The organism is Chryseobacterium sp. GW821-FHT04C04 (assembly GCF_059420365.1).
In genome coordinates, this window is the sequence record NZ_JBWKTO010000001.1 from 512,142 (window position 1) to 529,278 (window position 17,137).

The 17,137-nt window shown below is 37.9% G+C and carries 15 protein-coding genes; 2 read left to right on the plus strand and 13 right to left on the minus strand.

The window, feature by feature from the left end; genetic code table 11:
- Nucleotides 1–40: 40 nt before the first annotated feature.
- The 4 genes from AC07UM_RS02360 to AC07UM_RS02375 form a co-directional block, all read right to left on the minus strand.
- Nucleotides 41–1,039, minus strand: coding sequence for a terpene synthase family protein (locus AC07UM_RS02360; protein WP_494682661.1), 999 nt, complete (start codon nt 1,037–1,039; stop codon nt 41–43).
- A 467-nt stretch (nt 1,040–1,506) separates the two neighbouring features.
- Nucleotides 1,507–1,974, minus strand: coding sequence for a tyrosine-type recombinase/integrase (locus AC07UM_RS02365; RefSeq protein WP_494683061.1), 468 nt, complete (start codon nt 1,972–1,974; stop codon nt 1,507–1,509).
- Nucleotides 1,938–2,072 carry a hypothetical protein gene (locus AC07UM_RS02370; protein WP_494682660.1) on the minus strand — a complete coding sequence of 45 codons (135 nt, stop codon included), beginning with the start codon at nt 2,070–2,072 and terminating at the stop codon, nt 1,938–1,940. The genes AC07UM_RS02365 and AC07UM_RS02370 overlap by 37 nt, the downstream gene beginning before the upstream one ends.
- Nucleotides 2,073–2,395: 323 nt before the next feature.
- Nucleotides 2,396–4,645: an ATP-binding cassette domain-containing protein gene (locus AC07UM_RS02375; RefSeq protein WP_494682659.1), complete on the minus strand. Its 2,250-nt coding sequence runs from the start codon at nt 4,643–4,645 to the stop codon at nt 2,396–2,398.
- Nucleotides 4,646–4,696: 51 nt separating this feature from the next.
- On the opposite strand from AC07UM_RS02375, the gene AC07UM_RS02380 reads away from it, so the two are divergent.
- On the plus strand, nt 4,697–5,119 hold the full coding sequence (locus AC07UM_RS02380) for a MarR family winged helix-turn-helix transcriptional regulator (RefSeq protein WP_494682658.1): 423 nt from the start codon (nt 4,697–4,699) through the stop codon (nt 5,117–5,119).
- Between the two features lie 10 nt (nt 5,120–5,129).
- Here the strand turns inward: AC07UM_RS02380 and AC07UM_RS02385 are convergent, their stop codons facing one another.
- From AC07UM_RS02385 to AC07UM_RS02420, 8 genes are all read right to left on the minus strand, one after another.
- The gene (locus AC07UM_RS02385) at nt 5,130–5,852 is read right to left on the minus strand and encodes a sterol desaturase family protein (protein WP_494682657.1); all 723 of its coding nucleotides are present in this window, start codon (nt 5,850–5,852) and stop codon (nt 5,130–5,132) included.
- A 79-nt stretch (nt 5,853–5,931) separates the two neighbouring features.
- Nucleotides 5,932–6,201, minus strand: a complete 270-nt coding sequence (locus tag AC07UM_RS02390; RefSeq protein WP_494682656.1) for a hypothetical protein — start codon at nt 6,199–6,201, stop codon at nt 5,932–5,934.
- A 159-nt stretch (nt 6,202–6,360) separates the two neighbouring features.
- A complete protein-coding gene (locus AC07UM_RS02395; protein WP_494682655.1) occupies nt 6,361–7,698 on the minus strand; it encodes a S41 family peptidase in 1,338 nt (445 codons plus the stop codon).
- Nucleotides 7,699–7,704: 6 nt separating this feature from the next.
- Nucleotides 7,705–8,448, minus strand: coding sequence for a hypothetical protein (locus tag AC07UM_RS02400; protein ID WP_494682654.1), 744 nt, complete (start codon nt 8,446–8,448; stop codon nt 7,705–7,707).
- Between the two features lie 180 nt (nt 8,449–8,628).
- On the minus strand, nt 8,629–9,552 hold the full coding sequence (locus tag AC07UM_RS02405) for a T9SS type A sorting domain-containing protein (RefSeq protein ID WP_494682653.1): 924 nt from the start codon (nt 9,550–9,552) through the stop codon (nt 8,629–8,631).
- A 78-nt stretch (nt 9,553–9,630) separates the two neighbouring features.
- Nucleotides 9,631–10,923, minus strand: a complete 1,293-nt coding sequence (locus AC07UM_RS02410; RefSeq protein WP_494682652.1) for a beta-helix domain-containing protein — start codon at nt 10,921–10,923, stop codon at nt 9,631–9,633.
- Nucleotides 10,924–11,236: 313 nt separating this feature from the next.
- Entirely contained in the window at nt 11,237–14,524 is a 3,288-nt protein-coding gene (locus AC07UM_RS02415; protein ID WP_494682651.1) for a TonB-dependent receptor, read from the minus strand.
- 50 nt (nt 14,525–14,574) lie between these two features.
- Entirely contained in the window at nt 14,575–15,531 is a 957-nt protein-coding gene (locus AC07UM_RS02420) for a FecR family protein (protein ID WP_494682650.1), read from the minus strand.
- A 242-nt stretch (nt 15,532–15,773) separates the two neighbouring features.
- Between AC07UM_RS02420 and AC07UM_RS02425 the strand changes: the two genes are divergently transcribed.
- Nucleotides 15,774–16,397 (plus strand): RNA polymerase sigma factor, encoded by a 624-nt coding sequence (locus AC07UM_RS02425; RefSeq protein WP_494682649.1) that lies wholly within the window; start codon nt 15,774–15,776, stop codon nt 16,395–16,397.
- 77 nt (nt 16,398–16,474) lie between these two features.
- Here AC07UM_RS02425 and hxpB read toward each other — a convergent pair whose 3' ends face one another.
- Entirely contained in the window at nt 16,475–17,122 is a 648-nt protein-coding gene (hxpB, locus tag AC07UM_RS02430) for a hexitol phosphatase HxpB (protein WP_494682648.1), read from the minus strand.
- Between the last annotated feature and the right edge of the window lie 15 nt (nt 17,123–17,137).

Genomic DNA, 17,137 nt, shown 5'->3' on the forward strand with positions numbered 1-17,137 from the left:
TTATTTAGATAATTTTATAGTAAATTATTAGTTGTCTTTTTTATATCTGATTCAGCTTGCTTTTCAGCTCTTCTGCATCCGGAAAGTCCATAGCATTATAACGGGTCAGCTTTGTGGAGATATTCTTCCATCCGCTTAAAACCATGCTCATATAGTGTATCCAGTTGACAACAGCATCCTGCCAGATACCAAAATCGGGAAGTGAGGATTGTAATTCCACAAATTCCCTAAGATCTTCATTGTGAAGGCGCAGATCTTCCAGGCAGGCTTCTTCCAGGGAAAGCTGCCGCTCGTTTTGGATTACTTTTACAATATTATAATAAATGCTTCCTGTAGCTTCATCCTTCACTACAGACTGCACTTCATTAAAATAGGTTACCAAATGGCAGGCTAATGCCTGTAAACGACGTATCACAGGGTGTTCATGAATTTCCTTAGGGAGAATAACACCGGTTTCCACTTCTGTCATCTGCAAAAAAGGATATAAGCAGATTGAATCTTCCCGCAGGGCAATACATTCCGTTATTGTCGGGAATTTTTTATTTTTTTTATACTGCACTTCTTTTTCTAATCCGATAAAATATCTGTTAATCATTTGAGCAAATCTGGAGATTGATTCCTCCGGGATAAATTGCAGAAGCTCCTGTCTCAGTGAAAATAGCATGGCTCCCAAAGGAATGGTTGATTCTTCGGCATTAATTTCACCATTCAGTATGGCAATAGATTGGCTTCGAACAGCTTCAATATCCTCCGGCTCGCTTTCTTCATAGATATCATCATTGTAAAGCGTCCAAAGCATCAGCCGGCAAATAGGCTTAAAACGTTCAACCGGCGCAGTAGGGAACCACTGAGCAGCGATATGAGCTGTTTGGGTTTTCTTGTACTTCTTGCGCAGGTCTGGATTTTGCTCGTAAAGCCACAGATATTCTCCGTCGATCCAGTCATTTTCGGTAATCCCCTGAAGAAGATCTGCGTTAGGGGTTTTTAATGTTGGGAATGGATACTTAAAATGATTATTAAGTAGTGATAGGGTGTTCATGGTTGTATTATTTATTAATTTTTCATAGGAAAATTTATTGATTGATCAAAAATAATGCTGATGGCATGATCAAGTTTCATTAATAGAGTAATCTCTAAAAATCTAAATGCAATCCATCACTTTAGCTTTTTTAAGATTGGGATCAATCATATAGAGCAGAGACAGGTCAACAATTTCTATCCCAAATCATCTATTAGAGAGTGGTACATTTTTATTGATCGATTGATATAAAATAACGGTACAGGATCCAGGAGAGCTAAATGACTTATGAATATTTATTAGAAAATTAAAAAACTTGGATGATTTCTAATGATTATATTTTCATATTCAATGATTTGGTAATTAATATTTTGTGGTATTAATTTCTACTTCTAAATTAAATTATTTTTTGATATAAATTATTTTTTTTAATGGAATTTTAAATTTTAACTCTTTTTAGTTAAAAAAATACGGAAAATACATCTTTTCTAATTTATTTTCCTTTGTGATCTGAAATGGTTACAGGAAATAAGTTTCGCTATCCGCCAGGATATCCTGGTGGTCTTCTTTTTTTGAATATAGGATTGGTATTTTCCTGTTGATAAATTAAATTCAGATATTTTACGAAGGCTGACAAGGTTGACCTTTGCATATATTCGGGCAGCATACATGCTTAATTGCCCCAAATGATCGCGGACTTCATTCAAACATATCTCCGTGTTTATTAAATGGGTAGCACATCCGTGGCGTAGAGCATGAGGACTATGATGTGCAATTCCTAATTGCATTGGTCTTAACCCCCGCTTTTCAACAATCTTGTATACCGTATGAACTGATAGCTCTTTATAAGGTGCCAGAGTAGTTAGAAAAACTTCTTTTTGGGGAATATTGTTTGGTCTTACTTTTTGCAGGTAATGAATTATGGCACTTCCAACATTCGGTGAGAGCGGAAATATTTGTGGTTTGGACTATTTTTTGATCTTCTTATATAAGTTCTGTCATTTTCCCAATCAATATCATCCAATTGAAGTTTAATAATTTCGCTACGTCTCATGCCATAGATAGATAGATAGATAGATAGATAGATAGATAGATAGTAACATAAGAATAGCTTTATCTCGAATATCTATTGACCTTTCCGTATCACAGCCAGCAATCAGTCTTTGAATATCCTTCCATTGTGGAGGGTAAGGAAGCGAGGACTGCTTATATATCCTTAGTCTTTACAAATATTCTGACATATTCAAAGCAGAAAATATGCAAATGGATAAAAATGTTGTGATAAAATTATTTAAATGACCTTCAAGAATATTTTTCAGGTATTAGTCAACATAACTAAATTGTCAACATTATTTTTTTAATCTTAATGGTTTCATTTTACTGAACATGTTTCTTTAAAAACTCTGCTGTAAACGATATTTTATTTTCTAACAGCTCCAGTGGAGTTCCTTCAAACAAAACTTTACCGCCAAATTTCCCTGCACCAGGGCCCATATCAATAATCCAGTCTGCCTGTGCAATAATATCAAGGTTGTGCTCTATGACAATCAGTGTATTATTCTGATCTACCAGGCCATTAAAAAAATTCAAGAGTTTTTGGGTATCACTTGGATGCAGCCCTGTGCTCGGTTCATCCAGAATAATAATTTGATGGGTGTTTTTCAGTTCTCTTGTCAACTTCAGACGTTGCCTTTCACCCCCTGAAAAGCTATCCAGTCTTTGCCCCAACGTCAGATAATCGAGGCCTAACTGTATCAGCAGATCAAAATTTTTGAGAACAGATTCTTCTTCAAAAAAAGAAACGGCCTCAGAAACCGTCATATTCATGACCTGCACAATTGTTTTTCCGTTGTATGTATATTCCAGCACATCAGGATCAAACCCCGAACCTCCGCAAACTTCACAAGGCTGCTCTATATCATCCATAAAAGCAAGATCAATCTTTTCTATTCCCAATCCTTTACAGTTTGTGCAGGCACCATCGCTATTTCTGCTAAACAGTTTATCTGAAACATGATTAAACTGGGCAAAAAGATTACGTACCTTATCCGATATTCCCAGATAAGTAAGCAGATTGGAGCGGGCACTTGCAGCAAACAAAGATTGATCTATAATGGTTACGTCAGGATAGAGATCCGGTAAAACACGGTTTATCAGCGTACTTTTCCCTGACCCCGCTACCCCGGTTACCACCGTCATTATCCCGGTTGGAATATTTACCGTTACATCTTTAAGATTATATTTATTGGCATTTTTAATCTCAAGATAACCATCAGGCTTTCTGAATTTTTGTTTTACAGATGCTTTCTCAGCAAAATAAGAACCTGTTTTTCCAGATGATGTCTTTAAGTTTTTAAATGTACCTTCATATACTACCTCTCCACCGTTTCTTCCTGAACCGGGACCTATATCAATAACCCAGTCTCCCATTTTTATCAGATCAGGATCGTGCTCTACAATTAAAACAGAATTTCCTTTATCCCTGATCTGTCCTATAATGGTTACAATATTCTGCAGATCTTTCGGATGAAGGCCAATACTGGGTTCATCAAAAATGTATAACAGATCTATTAGGCTGTTTCCCAGGCTCCGTACCATTTTTATACGCTGAGATTCTCCTCCGGAAAGTGTATTGGTGCTTCTGTCCAAGGTCAGATACTGAAGCCCAATGGTAATAATATTCTGCAGTTTTGCGGAAACTTCCTTTAGAACCACTTCATATGCCTTTGAATCCAAAGAAGTGATAAATTCCAGCAGCTCGTCTACTGAAAGTGCCATACAGTCTGCTATATTTTTTCCTTTAATCTTGCAGGATAATATCTTTTCATTCAGTCGTTTTCCCTCGCATAACGGGCAGGTTTTCGTGATTACAATATGCTTCAGGGCATCTTTTCTGGTAATATTTTCTTTGGAATCTTTTTTCAGAAATGCTTTTTCAATCCTTGGAACAATTCCTTCATATTTTACAGTTTTCCCCCAGTCTTTGTGTGGATGCCTGGGTTTATGTTCCGGCGCATACAACAAAATTTCCCATTCTTTAGTGCTAAAATCTTTCAGCTTTTTATCATTATCAAAATAACCGGATAGTGTATATCTCGTTAAACGCCATCCGCCTGGCTGGAAAGTCGGAAACCGGACAGCTCCTTCATGCAAAGATTTTTCACGATCAATTAAAGCATTCACGTCCAGAGTCTGAATAAAGCCAAGCCCTTCACATTCAGGGCACATTCCCTGTGGATGATTAAATGAAAAAACATTAGAATACCCTACAAACGGCTCTCCCATTCTGGAAAACAACAGCCTTAAAGAAGCAGATACATCAGCAGCTGTTCCCACCGTAGACCGGGCATTTCCTCCTAATCTTTTTTGATTGATGATGATAGGAACATTCAGATTTTCAATTTTGTCTACATCCGGTAAACCATAATGCTGCAGACGGTTTCTGATAAAACTGTTCTGCGTCTCATTGATCTGCCGCTGAGCTTCGGCTCCTATGGTTTCAAAAACCAAGGAAGATTTCCCGGATCCTGATACTCCCGTAAAAACCACAATCTTATACTTAGGAACTTTTATGGAAATACTTTTGAGATTATTTTGACGGGCGTTCGTAATTTCTATATTTTCCATTTTTAAAATACTTAACTTTGTTAATCATTAACTAAGTTAAGTATATTTATTATGAAACCCATTGAAAAAGAGTTTTTTAACACATTTACTGATTTTCAATGTCTTATTCTGGCTCATATGAACCGGGGGGATATTAACGGTGTTACCGCAGCTCATTATAATATCATTGAGTTTATCATGAGGAAAGAGATCGCAACGGGAAAAGAGATATCAACAGCGTTTAACATCAGCCAGGCTGCCGTCTCAAAACAGTTGAAATTTCTGATCAGTAATGATTTCATTATCCGGAAACAGGTGGAAACAGATCACAGGAAATTTAATCTTTCAGTAACGGATAAAGGAAGATTTGTTATAGAAAATTCGGAAACTTTCCGTCAGAATATCACCCGTCAGGCCGCTTCTATATTCACTTCTAAAGAATTGGAAAATTTTAATTATCTGCTAGGCAAGATGCTGAATTATATAAAATTGTAAAACTCCACGGTTACTTATACGTCCCGAATAATCTATCCCAGACAGAAGTATAAAATCCAAAATTTTTACTTTCATCCAAATGGTGTTGGTTATGAAACCTTGTTGTTCCCACAAAAAAACGATCAAATGAAACTGGAAAAAACTCTCTGTTCAGATGTCCAATGGTTCCCCAGATGAGGTTGAGCAAAAGATATATTGAAATGGAAATTACAGAGAAATCATAACCGATGAGCAAAGCCAGCATCATCAATCCAAATCCTATGGTTTCGAAAGGATGCAAAACAAAAAGACTTAGAAAATTGGTGCTTACATGCTCGTGATGTTTTCCATGCAGTATTTTGTAGATAAAGGGTAAATGCGCTGCAAAATGAAAGAAATACATCAGAAGATCCATCAAAAGAAGCAGGGCAATGACTTCCCCTATTATTCCAATCACAGATTGAGTTTGTCCCATCACAATCCATCCGTTTTTCCATAAGAAAACCCCAAGCAGCAGTACAAAACTGTTACATATGACAGTCATCAGGCTGAGGTAAAAATCGGATCTGGTAACAGGGTGATTTTTCTCCTGTAACTGGCTTTTCCGGCAGGTCTTTTCGATAAAAAGATATAAGCCAATAGAAAACATATACAGAAAAACATTAATGATCAGACTGAATATGATCCACTCTGACCAGGAAAACTGCCAAAATGTATACAAATAACCGGAAAGTTCTGTCTGATTAAAATTCATAAGTCTGTCATCCTTCAACTTGATGCTATAAAGGTAAGAATTTCTCAATATAATCAGCGGATAAAGCAGATTTCAGAAGCTATTTCTGTCTTGCTTTTCTTCTCAGCTCACGAAGTCTTGACGTCAGTTTTTTCCTTAAATCATTATGATATTCACGGTAATTTTTGATGCTGTTTTCCAGGTTCTTTTTATTAAGAAGATATTCTTCATACAGATTACCCAGTTCCGAAATCTGTGTAATGACATCTGAAGGCTGGCTTTCGGGGTCTTCTGCAGCTTCTATCAGCAGACGGTAATATTCAACTCGGCTGGTCAGGTTCATGTGAAGTTTTGGTTCTATTCCCTGCATGATTTTATGATTTTTATTGAGTTCTTGAGTAAGTAAAGAGTAAAGAGACTTTATAGATTTTACTTTTACGATTCTCTGTCTTTTTTATTTATTATTACAGTAAATGAGTTGGGATAATGAGCAAATTCACCTTTTTACCCTGTGCTTTTCCCCTTAATACTATTTTCCTAGCACCGCTGAAGGTACATCACTCTGGTATAAAATCTTAACATTCCCATTTATCTTTTCTTGCTCAGAAGATTTGAAATACCCTCCGTTAAGAGCTGAATAAATAAGGGTTTCATTAGGATCCCCCAAAGGTAATAATGGCAGCCCGGCGTATTCATTGACCATGACTTGTGGTGAAATTCCATTATTGTATTCTCCGGCTCCATTGGCATTAAGTACTTTATAAATGACCGGATGAATCTGCCAGGAAATTTTTCTCGGCTTGCGCTTGTCTTCCACTACAAATCCGGCCATATCTTTCCCCAGCGTAGTATCTCCGATCTGAATCACCTGCATATAAGGTTTCAGGTTGTTGACAACAATTTCTGCTGCGGATGCTGTACTGTTGGAGGTAAGGATAAACACTTTCTGTAATCCCAATGCGTTAGCACGTAAGGTGGCAAAATCCAGTGCTTTGGGATCATAAGCAATCTGTTCGGCAAATGATCTTTTTACTTCGCCGCCGTTTTTATTTCCTTTAAAAATGATGAACGGTGAACCGGATGACAACCCCGAAGGAATCAGTGAACAGAGCGCAGCTGCAGACGATACCGAACCTCCATAATTGTATCGGAGATCAAGAATCAGCTGTTGTACTCCGGCAGCCTTAAATTCTGCAAACTTCTGATTCAATACCTGTGTCATTCCATCAGGAAAATCGTAGATATACAGGTATCCTACTTTTTTACCGTTTTTCTCAAAAATTTTTGATAAAATGGGTTGTTCAAAGGAGAATCCATAGTAAACCGTAATATTCTTTTGATCAGCAATGGCTCCGTTTTGCCATTTTCCTACGGTAAGGTCTATCACAGTTTGATCTTTAATGGAAGAAGCCATTGTTTCAGCATTGGATGTAGTAATTGTTTTCCCATTGATTTTGGTAACGATCATTCCTCTTTCCAACCCAGCATTGAAAGCTGGAGAATTCTGAAGGACCAGTTTCACAACAGTAACCACCTCATTATTCGGAAGCTGAACAATGGTGTAATCAAAACCATACATATTTCTAATAGACCGCGGATAGGTAGAAGAATCTTCAGTATTGACCATGAAAGAAAACCGATCCTGAGAAGACAGCAGGCTTTTAAAAAAATCTTTGGTAGAAAGACGGTAGTCAGGCTTAGCAGGCATCTGATCTGCCCAATAATAGTATCGTCTCATACTGTCCTGAACCCAGAGATTCACAGATTCTGTACTTCCTTCGGGAAAAACAGGTGCGCTTTCATCATTATTCGTGCATGAAATAAGAAAGACAGCAATAATCAGTTGAAGTTTTAGAAAATTTTTCATACGCAATTACAGATATTCCGCTACATCTATATCTCCTTTTACCACCCATTCTCCATTTTCCATTTTTTCCTGAAGGACTACCATGTTGGCACCTGTATGCTGTTTCAATTTCACCTGAATCATTTTAGATCCGGCATAAGGTTCTGAAGTTCCAGGCTTGTACAATTCCAGAAATATAGGGGCCGTTGCACTGAAAAAATTATAGATTTTCACTGCCGTAAAATTGTCTTTCCCGATATTGTCAAATTCTGCCAGCACTACTCCATTTTCCCTTTTCAAAATGCCTTTCACATTTTTCAGAGAGCTCCCTGAAAATTCACCCAGGTTGGGGAAAATAAATTCAAAACCTACTTTCCCAAGATTAACTTGAGGTTTTACAGCATAGGTCTGTAAATAGATTCCGGGAAGATTAAAAAAGTATAGGTTTTTGTAATCATTTATATTGTCATAGGTAATATTGTATTTTGCAATTTCGGTTCCTGTTTCATTGTTATAGATAGACAGTTTGTTGGTTTCTCCCTGATCCAGAACAAACTGAAGCTGAGTTTCTATTTTATTGGTGTAGGACATTTTTCCGTCGATGGATACAGGGGCTCCGTTGAACCTCAGCTGCAATACATCAGGTTTGGAAAATCCTTTGATATTAACCTCTCCGGGCTTCTGTACTTTATCATACAACTCCATCGTATTGCTGTCTGTACATGAGAATAGTACGGTAAAAAATAGTAGTAATGCAAAGATTTTATTCATCTTTCTTCAATTATTTCATTGTAAAACTTAAAAATATTGCCCAGCCCATGAGCAGGGCAATATATAATTATAAAAAAACTAGTTGGATATGTTCTGGATAGCCTTTTTCAAATACTATCCATTATTGTATATTTACAATTTCTTGGTGTTTCTAAAATCAGATTCTAAGGGATAGAATAATTATTTTTTAATAAACTTCAGCCTTTCAGTCGTTTTTCCATCTGTAATTTCCGCTATATAAGCTCCTGATGTTAAACCTGCTATATGAATAGCTTTTGAATACTGAGTGGTCAATACTTTTTGTCCTGCTCCATTGTAAATAGTAATCACGGTGATATTTTCTTTCAAAGCCGGGTTTAGTTGCAGCTGTAAAGATTCTTTTACTGGATTTTCTGCTATTTGTGTTACAATTTTGTTTCCTTTTACATCCTTAGCTCCCAAAAATGCTGTAGCATAGATTCCTATTTCATCAATATTGATATTCTGGACATTATTTCCGCTTGTTTTTCTGTTTGACCACATTCCGATATAGATTTTCTTTCCTGCGAAAGCAGAAATATCTACAAGAGATTGTACAAACTCAGTAAGATCTGCCGGAAAAGGATTGGCTGAGTCTCCTACCTGTATTTTATAAAGACTTGGAACATCATTTCCACTCCCATCTACCGTCATTGCCTGGAAATCAGCTAATGTAGGAACTTCCTTCTGTGGGGTACTTACATAGATAAAAAGATCTCTGGCAACAATGGTGTGGGTGGTTCTCTGCCTTCCAATATTCGCAGCTAAAGTAACTGTACCTGCAGTATTTGTAAGATCAATCTGAGGAGAAATAATCCAGTCATTTTCTGTAGTAAATCCTGTAGCATTACCGGTGGGTACCACACTGATGGAATGACGAAGAACACCAGTGGTTCCATAAGTTAAAGTTGTTCCGTTGTGGTAGATATTCTGTCCCTGTACCCATCCGTTGCTATTTCCGTTCAGATCATGGAACGTCCATCCCTGAAGGTCAGCAGGCGTATCAAAAGAATTTCCCCAAACCAGAGTCTGCGCTGCAGCCAGGTGGGATAAAAACAGAGCAGATGATAAAATTATTTTTTTCATAACACTGATTATTAAGATTTTTGAAGAGTAAAAGCAAGGAATCAGCATATGCTGTTCCCTGCTTTTTAAAGTTTTTTATTATTCTACAATGGAGAAATTATATTTTGTCCAAAGTCCCTGGAAGTTTCCACAGTTTCTTGGAGATACATTCCAACCACCTTCGTTGAAGAAAGGCTGGCTCATACCCCATAGAGATGCAGGAGTTCCAGTCAATAGGTTAGCTGCAGGGATTCCTGCTGTTCCTGTTCCTGTAACTGAAGTTGTAAATCCGTGGATTTGAATAGTGTTGTAAGCTGAAGCTGAAGAAAGTTCAGAACCTGTTCCTTCTACTTTGATTCCCACAGGGTATCCTGTAACTACAGCGTTATTTAATGTTAATCTTCCGTGTCTTCTGATGTGGATACCGTTCTCATACAAAGCACCTTTAGAAGAGTTCTTAGAACCGATAATCGTAAGGTTGTTGATAACAGGGTGAGTCAACAATGATGTAGAAGAACCATCTGCGTTGTTATCAAGCTCGATACCGTTAGAATCCGGGCTAGATCCGCTAAGACTGTGTGTAGAATTGTAGTCTGCCAAAGCAAGAGCACACGTAATAGTTCCTGTATATCCGTTGTCAAAGTCGAAGTTATCATCATCCGCTGCAAAAGAAACAAGGTTTGAAGCGTTTACAGTACCTCCGAAGAATTCGAAAGAGTCATCTTTCCCGAAAGATACCTGAATATGATCTAAAGTAGTCGCGTTTCCTACTCCTCCTAAAGTAAGACCATTGATTTCGTTTCCTGAATTTGGAGCTAAAAGATCAAATCCTGCAAACTCAATACGTACATATTTCAATGTTCCACCATCATGCGAAGCATTGGTACCTCCGTAATAGAAATCAGGACCAGATAATCCTTCAATCGTTTTTGTGAATGGAGTGTTAGTAGGAGCATCTCCTAGCATGATAACTCCTCCGAAATCACCAGGAGCAGCAGTAGTATCTTCATTTCCGTCTAACAATTTGTAGCTTGTGAAAATGATAGGTTGTGCTTCTGTACCTGCTGCGTTTATTTTTCCTGTCTTAGCAATTACCAAAACTCCTGTAGCGGTATTGCTAGTGTTTGGCTTAGCTTTAATGAATGTACCCGGCTGGATTGTTAATGTAGCTCCATCTTTTACAGTTACAACTCCATCTAATTCAACTACACCACTCCATGTAGTATTTGTAGTAATAGCACCACTAACGCTGGTTACCGGAAGAGCCGAAGCTGTAAGGTATTCAGCAGAAGTAGATTTCATATCGAATGGAGATGATGAATCTGCCAGTTGATCGTGTTGACAAGCTGTAAGAGATAATGCTGCCACTGCAATTAGAGTTAGTCTTTTCATTGTTATAATTTTTAGTAAAATCCGGTCGTATTTTTTATACCAGATCAGTTTTTTAATATTCAGGAATATCTTCCTCTCTATTCCTTCGATTTGTTTTTTGGTGTTCATCCCATCGCTGCAGGAGGAACTGCATTGCGGGAGTTCCCATGAAAGCCGCTAATGCCTGGGAAAAGCGATTAACGTTCGGTTTTTTTCTAAACTGGTACTGCTGTGCGCATCATCAGTAATTTTTCAGTCTCTGATCAGGTTCCCGAAACCTGTACGCTGCTATCTTAAGAGCTCTTTTTATAGGGTGTTGTTTGGTGTCTTATTTTTAAAAAGTATAATTCACGCTCAGGCTGAGCATCCTTCCACTGTAAGCCCGGAACATAATCTTATCAATATTTTTGTCATATTTATCCGTTGCTCCCGGAAGAAGTTCCCATGCTTCTCTTTCTGTTCCTACATTACTTCCACCCCCATCTTTTGCTGCCAGATAAGAATTGAAGTTGTTATAATATTCCTTTACTCTGTTGAATAGGTTTCTTACATTAAATTTCACTTCAACGTTTTTATTACGAAGAAACTTATAAGAAATCTGAGCATCTGCCACTGCATAGGGACGTTGGATTTCCTCCCCTTTGTAAGCATATCCTACCGTGATGTACTGATCTCCTTTCGCGTTATACAAAAAACTCAATCCTAAGCGGTCTCCATCATAGATCAATCCAAGATTGTAAGCATAGGGAGTCTGTCCGTAAAGCGGGCGTTTCACTTCGTAGGTTTCATCATTATCGCCTGTCTTATACAAGTCTTTAAAAGCAACTACTTTCGTATGGTTATAAGTAAAGTTTCCGCTAATGAAAAGTTTTTCCAGGAAAGTCCCGTCCGCAATAAAACCTAAGCTTTTTCTCACTTCTGCTTCAACTCCTACCAGCTTTGCATTTTTTGAATTTCCGTTGTATAAGAAAAGGTTTCCTTCACTGGATATATGGCCTTCCCGTTCAATAGGTCTGTCTATGTTTTTGTAATACAAGCCTGCTGAAAATATTTCTCCCAAACCGGGAAACCATTCAAACTTGAAATCATAATTATTAATAACCGACGAGCTCATTTCCGTATTATAAATCAGTCCATTGGCAATCGGATCAAAGTAAGGAAGCCCTGTTCTTTCATTGAACTGTGGCCGGATTACAGATTTGTTATAGGCAAGTCTCAAATTGATCTTATTGGTAGGGCTGTAGGTAAAATTCACGGAAGGCATGAATTGCCACGGCTTATCTTCTATTGCTGCTCTCACGATGTATTTGGAATCAGAAGGATCCAGCTGCTGGGAAATCATATCGTACTTAAAATATTCTGCACGAAGTCCCCAGACCAATCTTAATTTCTTCCAACGGTTGTCAAACATCAGAAAAATTGCATGCTGATTAACTTCTCCTTCATATTTGTCATTTTTATATAATCCTCTGGTTTCCCAACCAATACCACCCGGAACATAATGAGAGCCATTAAACCATTCAGCAAGAGAACCATACATCGTCAAATAGTTCTTCTCACTCCCTGGAACGTCCCGGTTTTCATCAACACGAAGGAAAAACTTCTGCTGTTGATTGGTATTGTTTTTTATAGTCCCGGCATATCCTGTTTTGATGCTATTTTTAAAACTTCCGGCATCCATGTCCCATTTCACAGAAGCTCCGTAGTTGTAATCTGTTTCTCTGTTTTCAATATATCCTCTGTAAAAATCTGCTCCGGAATTGTAGATCTTATGAAAGTTTAAAATTTCATTTCCGATAAAGTCATAGCGGGTAATATACTGAGTATAATCTTTGGTATCGGAAGACACTCCTGTACGGGCTGCAAACCAGCTGATCTCCGTGTTTCCTATTTTATGATTCCCTTCCAGTTTATTTTGCAAGAGGGTCTGAAAAATCGGATAGTTGGTATTATCTGTATAAGGTCTGTCTAATGTTTTGATCTGAGCCGGATCATTATTGGGAATGATTCCGTTATAAAAATAATTATAGGCTAATTCTGCATTGGCGGCCATTCCGCTCCCGGTTGAATATTCATTCCATCCTGTTACTCTTGTCAGGGTATTATCAAAAATATGGGTATAGGAATTCCGGAATGAAATCCTGTTTTTTCCCAGCTGCCAACCGAAATTCAACATCCCTGCCAGCGTAGAATTATAGTTGTAGGAAGCTCCGCTGTTTTTGAAATTGTAAAATGGAATCTGTCCGTTTGCATCCGGCATTCCTGTGGTATCCAGCCAGTTTCCTCTTCCCGTATGGTCTATATCCAGTTTATTTTGCTCATTTCTTATAACAAATGCTCCGGCAAATCCCCACTTGTTATTGTTTTTTAGTGCGTAGGTTCTTCCCAATGCCAATTGTATATTAGATCCCATATCACCTCTGGTTTTATAGGTGCTGAAATTGTCGTTGGTAAATTGTTTTGACTGTTCAAAAAACTTTGGATCTGTCCAGTTCATTGCCTCCAATCCTTTGGGAAAGTCTCTCGTCCCGTCATCATATCCGAAATAGTCATACTTTCCACGCTTACGGGTCAGAAATTCTTTGAATGCGGACTGGTCGTTATAAGAAGTTCCCATCGTTACGGTTGTAAAGTTTTCATTGGGAATATCTTTCGTTCTTACCTCTACATAGCCTCCTGCAAAGCTGGCATTCATATCAGGTGTTGCCGATTTGCTTACCACTACACTTTCTACCATTGCCGTAGGAATGATATCAAATGAGAAGTTCTGATTATAGGCTTCCGTACTTGGCAGATTGATTCCGTCCATAGCTGCGGTATTCCATCGTTCTCCCATGGACCGTACTACTACATATTTATTATCAATGGTGGTGATTCCCGTTACTCTTTTCAATGTTCCTCCTACATCGCTGTCCGGTGTTTTAGAAATCTGCTCCGCTGAAATACCGTCACTCATCTGTGCTGCCTTTTTCTGCTGAGCCAGGAGCCCTGCTTGTGTATCTGCTTTGCGGGCTGCTGTAATGACCACTTCTTTGATATTAGTCGTTTTATCAGAAGCTTTGTTCAGAGCAAATGAAACGGAGTTGGTTTCTTTGTTGGTGACAGATAATTTTTCAACCCTCAGCGTATTGTATTGGGGAGCTTTTATGGTCAGATTATAAGTTCCTGAGGAAAGATCTACCGTAAAATCTCCATTATTATCCGTTACAACGGTTTTTTGAGCAATAATAACTTCTGCTCCGGTAATAGGATTTCCCACCTCATCTACTATTTTACCGGAAATACGTCCGTTTCCCGGTACAGCGATGCTAGAACTTTCATATTTAATCGAAATAAGATCACCATGCAGACGGTATACAACAGGAAGACCGTTGGTAATATCCTTCAGGCAGCTGTTGACAGAAGTATTTTCGCATTTTGCTCCTTTTACCTTCAGCTCTTTAATATCTACCTTGGAGTAAGCCAGTCTCATTCCTGTTTTTCCGGCAAATTCTTCCAACACTTCAATCAATGGTCTGTTGGCAGGTACGGAAAATGTTACTTTCTGAACCAGCTCCTGAGCCTCTGCGGCTACAGTAAAAAATAAGGCTGCTATGGTAATCCCACATTTCAAACTTTTCATACTTAATAGTGTTCTCTTGATTATGATTATTTAATTTTTTTAGTAATGATTTATTTCTTCAGGATATAGGTATTCTCTTTTTTCTGTACCTCCAGTCCCAGGATAAAGGCCAGTGATTCAATATTTTCGCCTACTGTTCCTCCGGTAAAATCTGCGGTAATCTTTTTATCTTCAGATTCTTTAGGATACAATACTTTGGTGTTATAACTGCTTTCCAGAACAGCCACAACTTCTTTTAATGGAACATCATTAAAGCTTAAAGACAATATTGCAGAAACTTTGTTTGTAGAGTTTTTCACCGGTTTTAGGGCAATAACAGCTGTAGTATGGGCAATCCCAAAATTTGTCCATTTCTGATTGGGTGTAAGAAAAGAAACCGGAACTCCCGGAGAAGATACAGCCACTTTCCCTTCATAAAGGTCAACTGCTTTTTTATTCCCGGACTGTGAAATTTTAAATACCGTTCCCAATACTTTTGTACTGAAACCATCTGCACGAACAATGAAAGGATGTATTTTTGATTTGGCTACGGAAAAAATAGCATCTCCTTTTAAGTCCACAATTCTGGTGGAAGCGGGAAATGATTTTGCGACAGTCAGCTCAGCGCCCGGCAAAAGAGTCACTACAGATCCGTCTTCAAGATGAACAATCCGGTTTCCTGATCTTGCAAGATAAATATCAGGCTTAACGAACATGGTATAGGTAAATATTCCTCCTAGTGATAAAAGCAAAATAATAACCGCTGCAATTTTATAGAGGTTTCTTTTAAAACTTTTTGCAGATCGTATAGAAATAATATCCGTTTGAGGGAAATAGTATTCCAGCCCGGATAATACCCTTTCTTTGGATTCTTTCTTATGAACAGCATCCAGATCTTTTTCTGCATAGGCCTTCCATTTTTCTAAAAGTTCATTTTCCTTTTCAGAAATTGTATTTCCTGAAACTTCCCGTTCCCAAAGTCTGAAAACAAAGGCTTCAATATTTCTATAGGTTAAACGTTTTTTCATAGAGTCTTTCATCGTATTCACTGATACTTCTATCTATAAGACTGTGAAAATGAAAAACTTCCCTAAGGCGTTATTAATATTATATTCATATTGCAACCAAATTGTTAATAATTTTCACCATTTTTCACATTTACTCAACATTGACCTCCTATTTACCCCTCGTTTTTCAGAAATATTTAATCTTAACACACCCAAAGTTCACAAAAAGTTAATTTTCCTTTAGGTAATTTTGTGACAAGAATATGAGCCCAACAGACTATATATTATTAAAGAAAATAAAATCAGGTGACCGTCCTGCATTTATGCTGCTGTATGACCGATACTGGGATAGTCTATATAACTTTGTTTTTGTACGGACCCGGGATAAAGAAATCGCTGAAGAAATTCTACAGAACTTATGGATGAAGATTCTTGAAAATACAGATGCCATACAAACGGATGATGCTGAAAGTGCCAAAGGCTATCTCCTGCGCCATCTTCATTACCGTATCATTGATTTTTATAACAGCTATAAAAAAGCCCCTCCCACCCTGAGTATTGATGAGTTTGACATCCCCAGTGAACTTGAAATGGCGGATACGGATTATTTTGAAATTCTTGAGGAAAACGAAATCTCTGCTTTATTGTCCATGATTGATGAAGTGGTTGCCCAGCTTCCTTCAACGGAACAGCAGGTATACGATATGAGGATCCGGAAAAATATGTCTGTCCATGAAACAGCAGAAGCTTTGGGGATAAGCAATAAGACGGTAAGCAATAAACTAAGTAAAGCTTTGGGAGAAATCCGTGAAAAACTGAATCCGGAGTACCAGTCGTCTAAAAAACTGGTAACGATCCTGATGTTGATGGAGATTTTGACGAGATAATGAGTGATGGGGTTCGAATTGCCCGAGTTTGGATTTTTTTATAAAACACGATCAAAATTCACATCGAAGCAGATTGACTATTCACTAAACATCGGCAGCAAAGCCGTATTAAAGCTCAGTATTTTAAAATCGGCAAGGTCTGAATCTATGCTTTCATCATTATTGGTAAAAATAATGGTCTGCATTCCAGCTCCTTTTGCCGCTGTTAATCCAGAATGGCTGTCTTCAATAGCAATACAATGTTCAGGAGAAATCCCCAGGTTTTTTGCAGAAGTAAGATAAACAGCAGGATGAGGTTTTCCCTGGATTTCAAATTCAGATGAATGAATGGTATCGAAAAGGTCACGAACCTGAAGTTTTTCAAGAACAACATGAGCCACACGCAAAGGAGCATTGGTCGCAAGTCCTATTTTATAGTCTTTACTCTTAAGGTGTCTGATAAACTCCTCCACCCCGGATATTATACAGTCTTTGGTCTGTATCATCTCAATCACTCTTGTTACCACTTTATTTTCCAAATCGGACACATCCAGATTATCCCAGGGAAATCTTTCATACCAGAATTCTGTCACTTCCTGAGTGGTCATGTATTTGGTTTGTGCAGCAAGATCTTCTGTGACCTGTACACCATATGATGAAAATACATCAAGTTCTGCCTGAGTCCAGAATTTTTCTGAATCTATCAGCACTCCGTCCATATCGAATATCACTGCTTGTAAAGCCATCTTTTGAATGATAAT

Bases quoted from the DNA above. Each gene is read 5' to 3' on its own strand.
- AC07UM_RS02360 (WP_494682661.1), bottom strand. From the start codon at position 1,039: ATGAACACCCTATCACTACTTAATAATCATTTTAAGTATCCATTCCCA.
- AC07UM_RS02370 (WP_494682660.1), bottom strand. From the start codon at position 2,072: ATGAGACGTAGCGAAATTATTAAACTTCAATTGGATGATATTGATTGG.
- AC07UM_RS02375 (WP_494682659.1), bottom strand. From the start codon at position 4,645: ATGGAAAATATAGAAATTACGAACGCCCGTCAAAATAATCTCAAAAGT.
- AC07UM_RS02380 (WP_494682658.1), top strand. From the start codon at position 4,697: ATGAAACCCATTGAAAAAGAGTTTTTTAACACATTTACTGATTTTCAA.
- AC07UM_RS02385 (WP_494682657.1), bottom strand. From the start codon at position 5,852: ATGAATTTTAATCAGACAGAACTTTCCGGTTATTTGTATACATTTTGG.
- AC07UM_RS02390 (WP_494682656.1), bottom strand. From the start codon at position 6,201: ATGCAGGGAATAGAACCAAAACTTCACATGAACCTGACCAGCCGAGTT.
- AC07UM_RS02395 (WP_494682655.1), bottom strand. From the start codon at position 7,698: ATGAAAAATTTTCTAAAACTTCAACTGATTATTGCTGTCTTTCTTATT.
- AC07UM_RS02400 (WP_494682654.1), bottom strand. From the start codon at position 8,448: ATGAATAAAATCTTTGCATTACTACTATTTTTTACCGTACTATTCTCA.
- AC07UM_RS02405 (WP_494682653.1), bottom strand. From the start codon at position 9,552: ATGAAAAAAATAATTTTATCATCTGCTCTGTTTTTATCCCACCTGGCT.
- AC07UM_RS02410 (WP_494682652.1), bottom strand. From the start codon at position 10,923: ATGAAAAGACTAACTCTAATTGCAGTGGCAGCATTATCTCTTACAGCT.
- AC07UM_RS02415 (WP_494682651.1), bottom strand. From the start codon at position 14,524: ATGAAAAGTTTGAAATGTGGGATTACCATAGCAGCCTTATTTTTTACT.
- AC07UM_RS02420 (WP_494682650.1), bottom strand. From the start codon at position 15,531: ATGAAAAAACGTTTAACCTATAGAAATATTGAAGCCTTTGTTTTCAGA.
- AC07UM_RS02425 (WP_494682649.1), top strand. From the start codon at position 15,774: ATGAGCCCAACAGACTATATATTATTAAAGAAAATAAAATCAGGTGAC.
- hxpB (WP_494682648.1), bottom strand. From the start codon at position 17,122: ATGGCTTTACAAGCAGTGATATTCGATATGGACGGAGTGCTGATAGAT.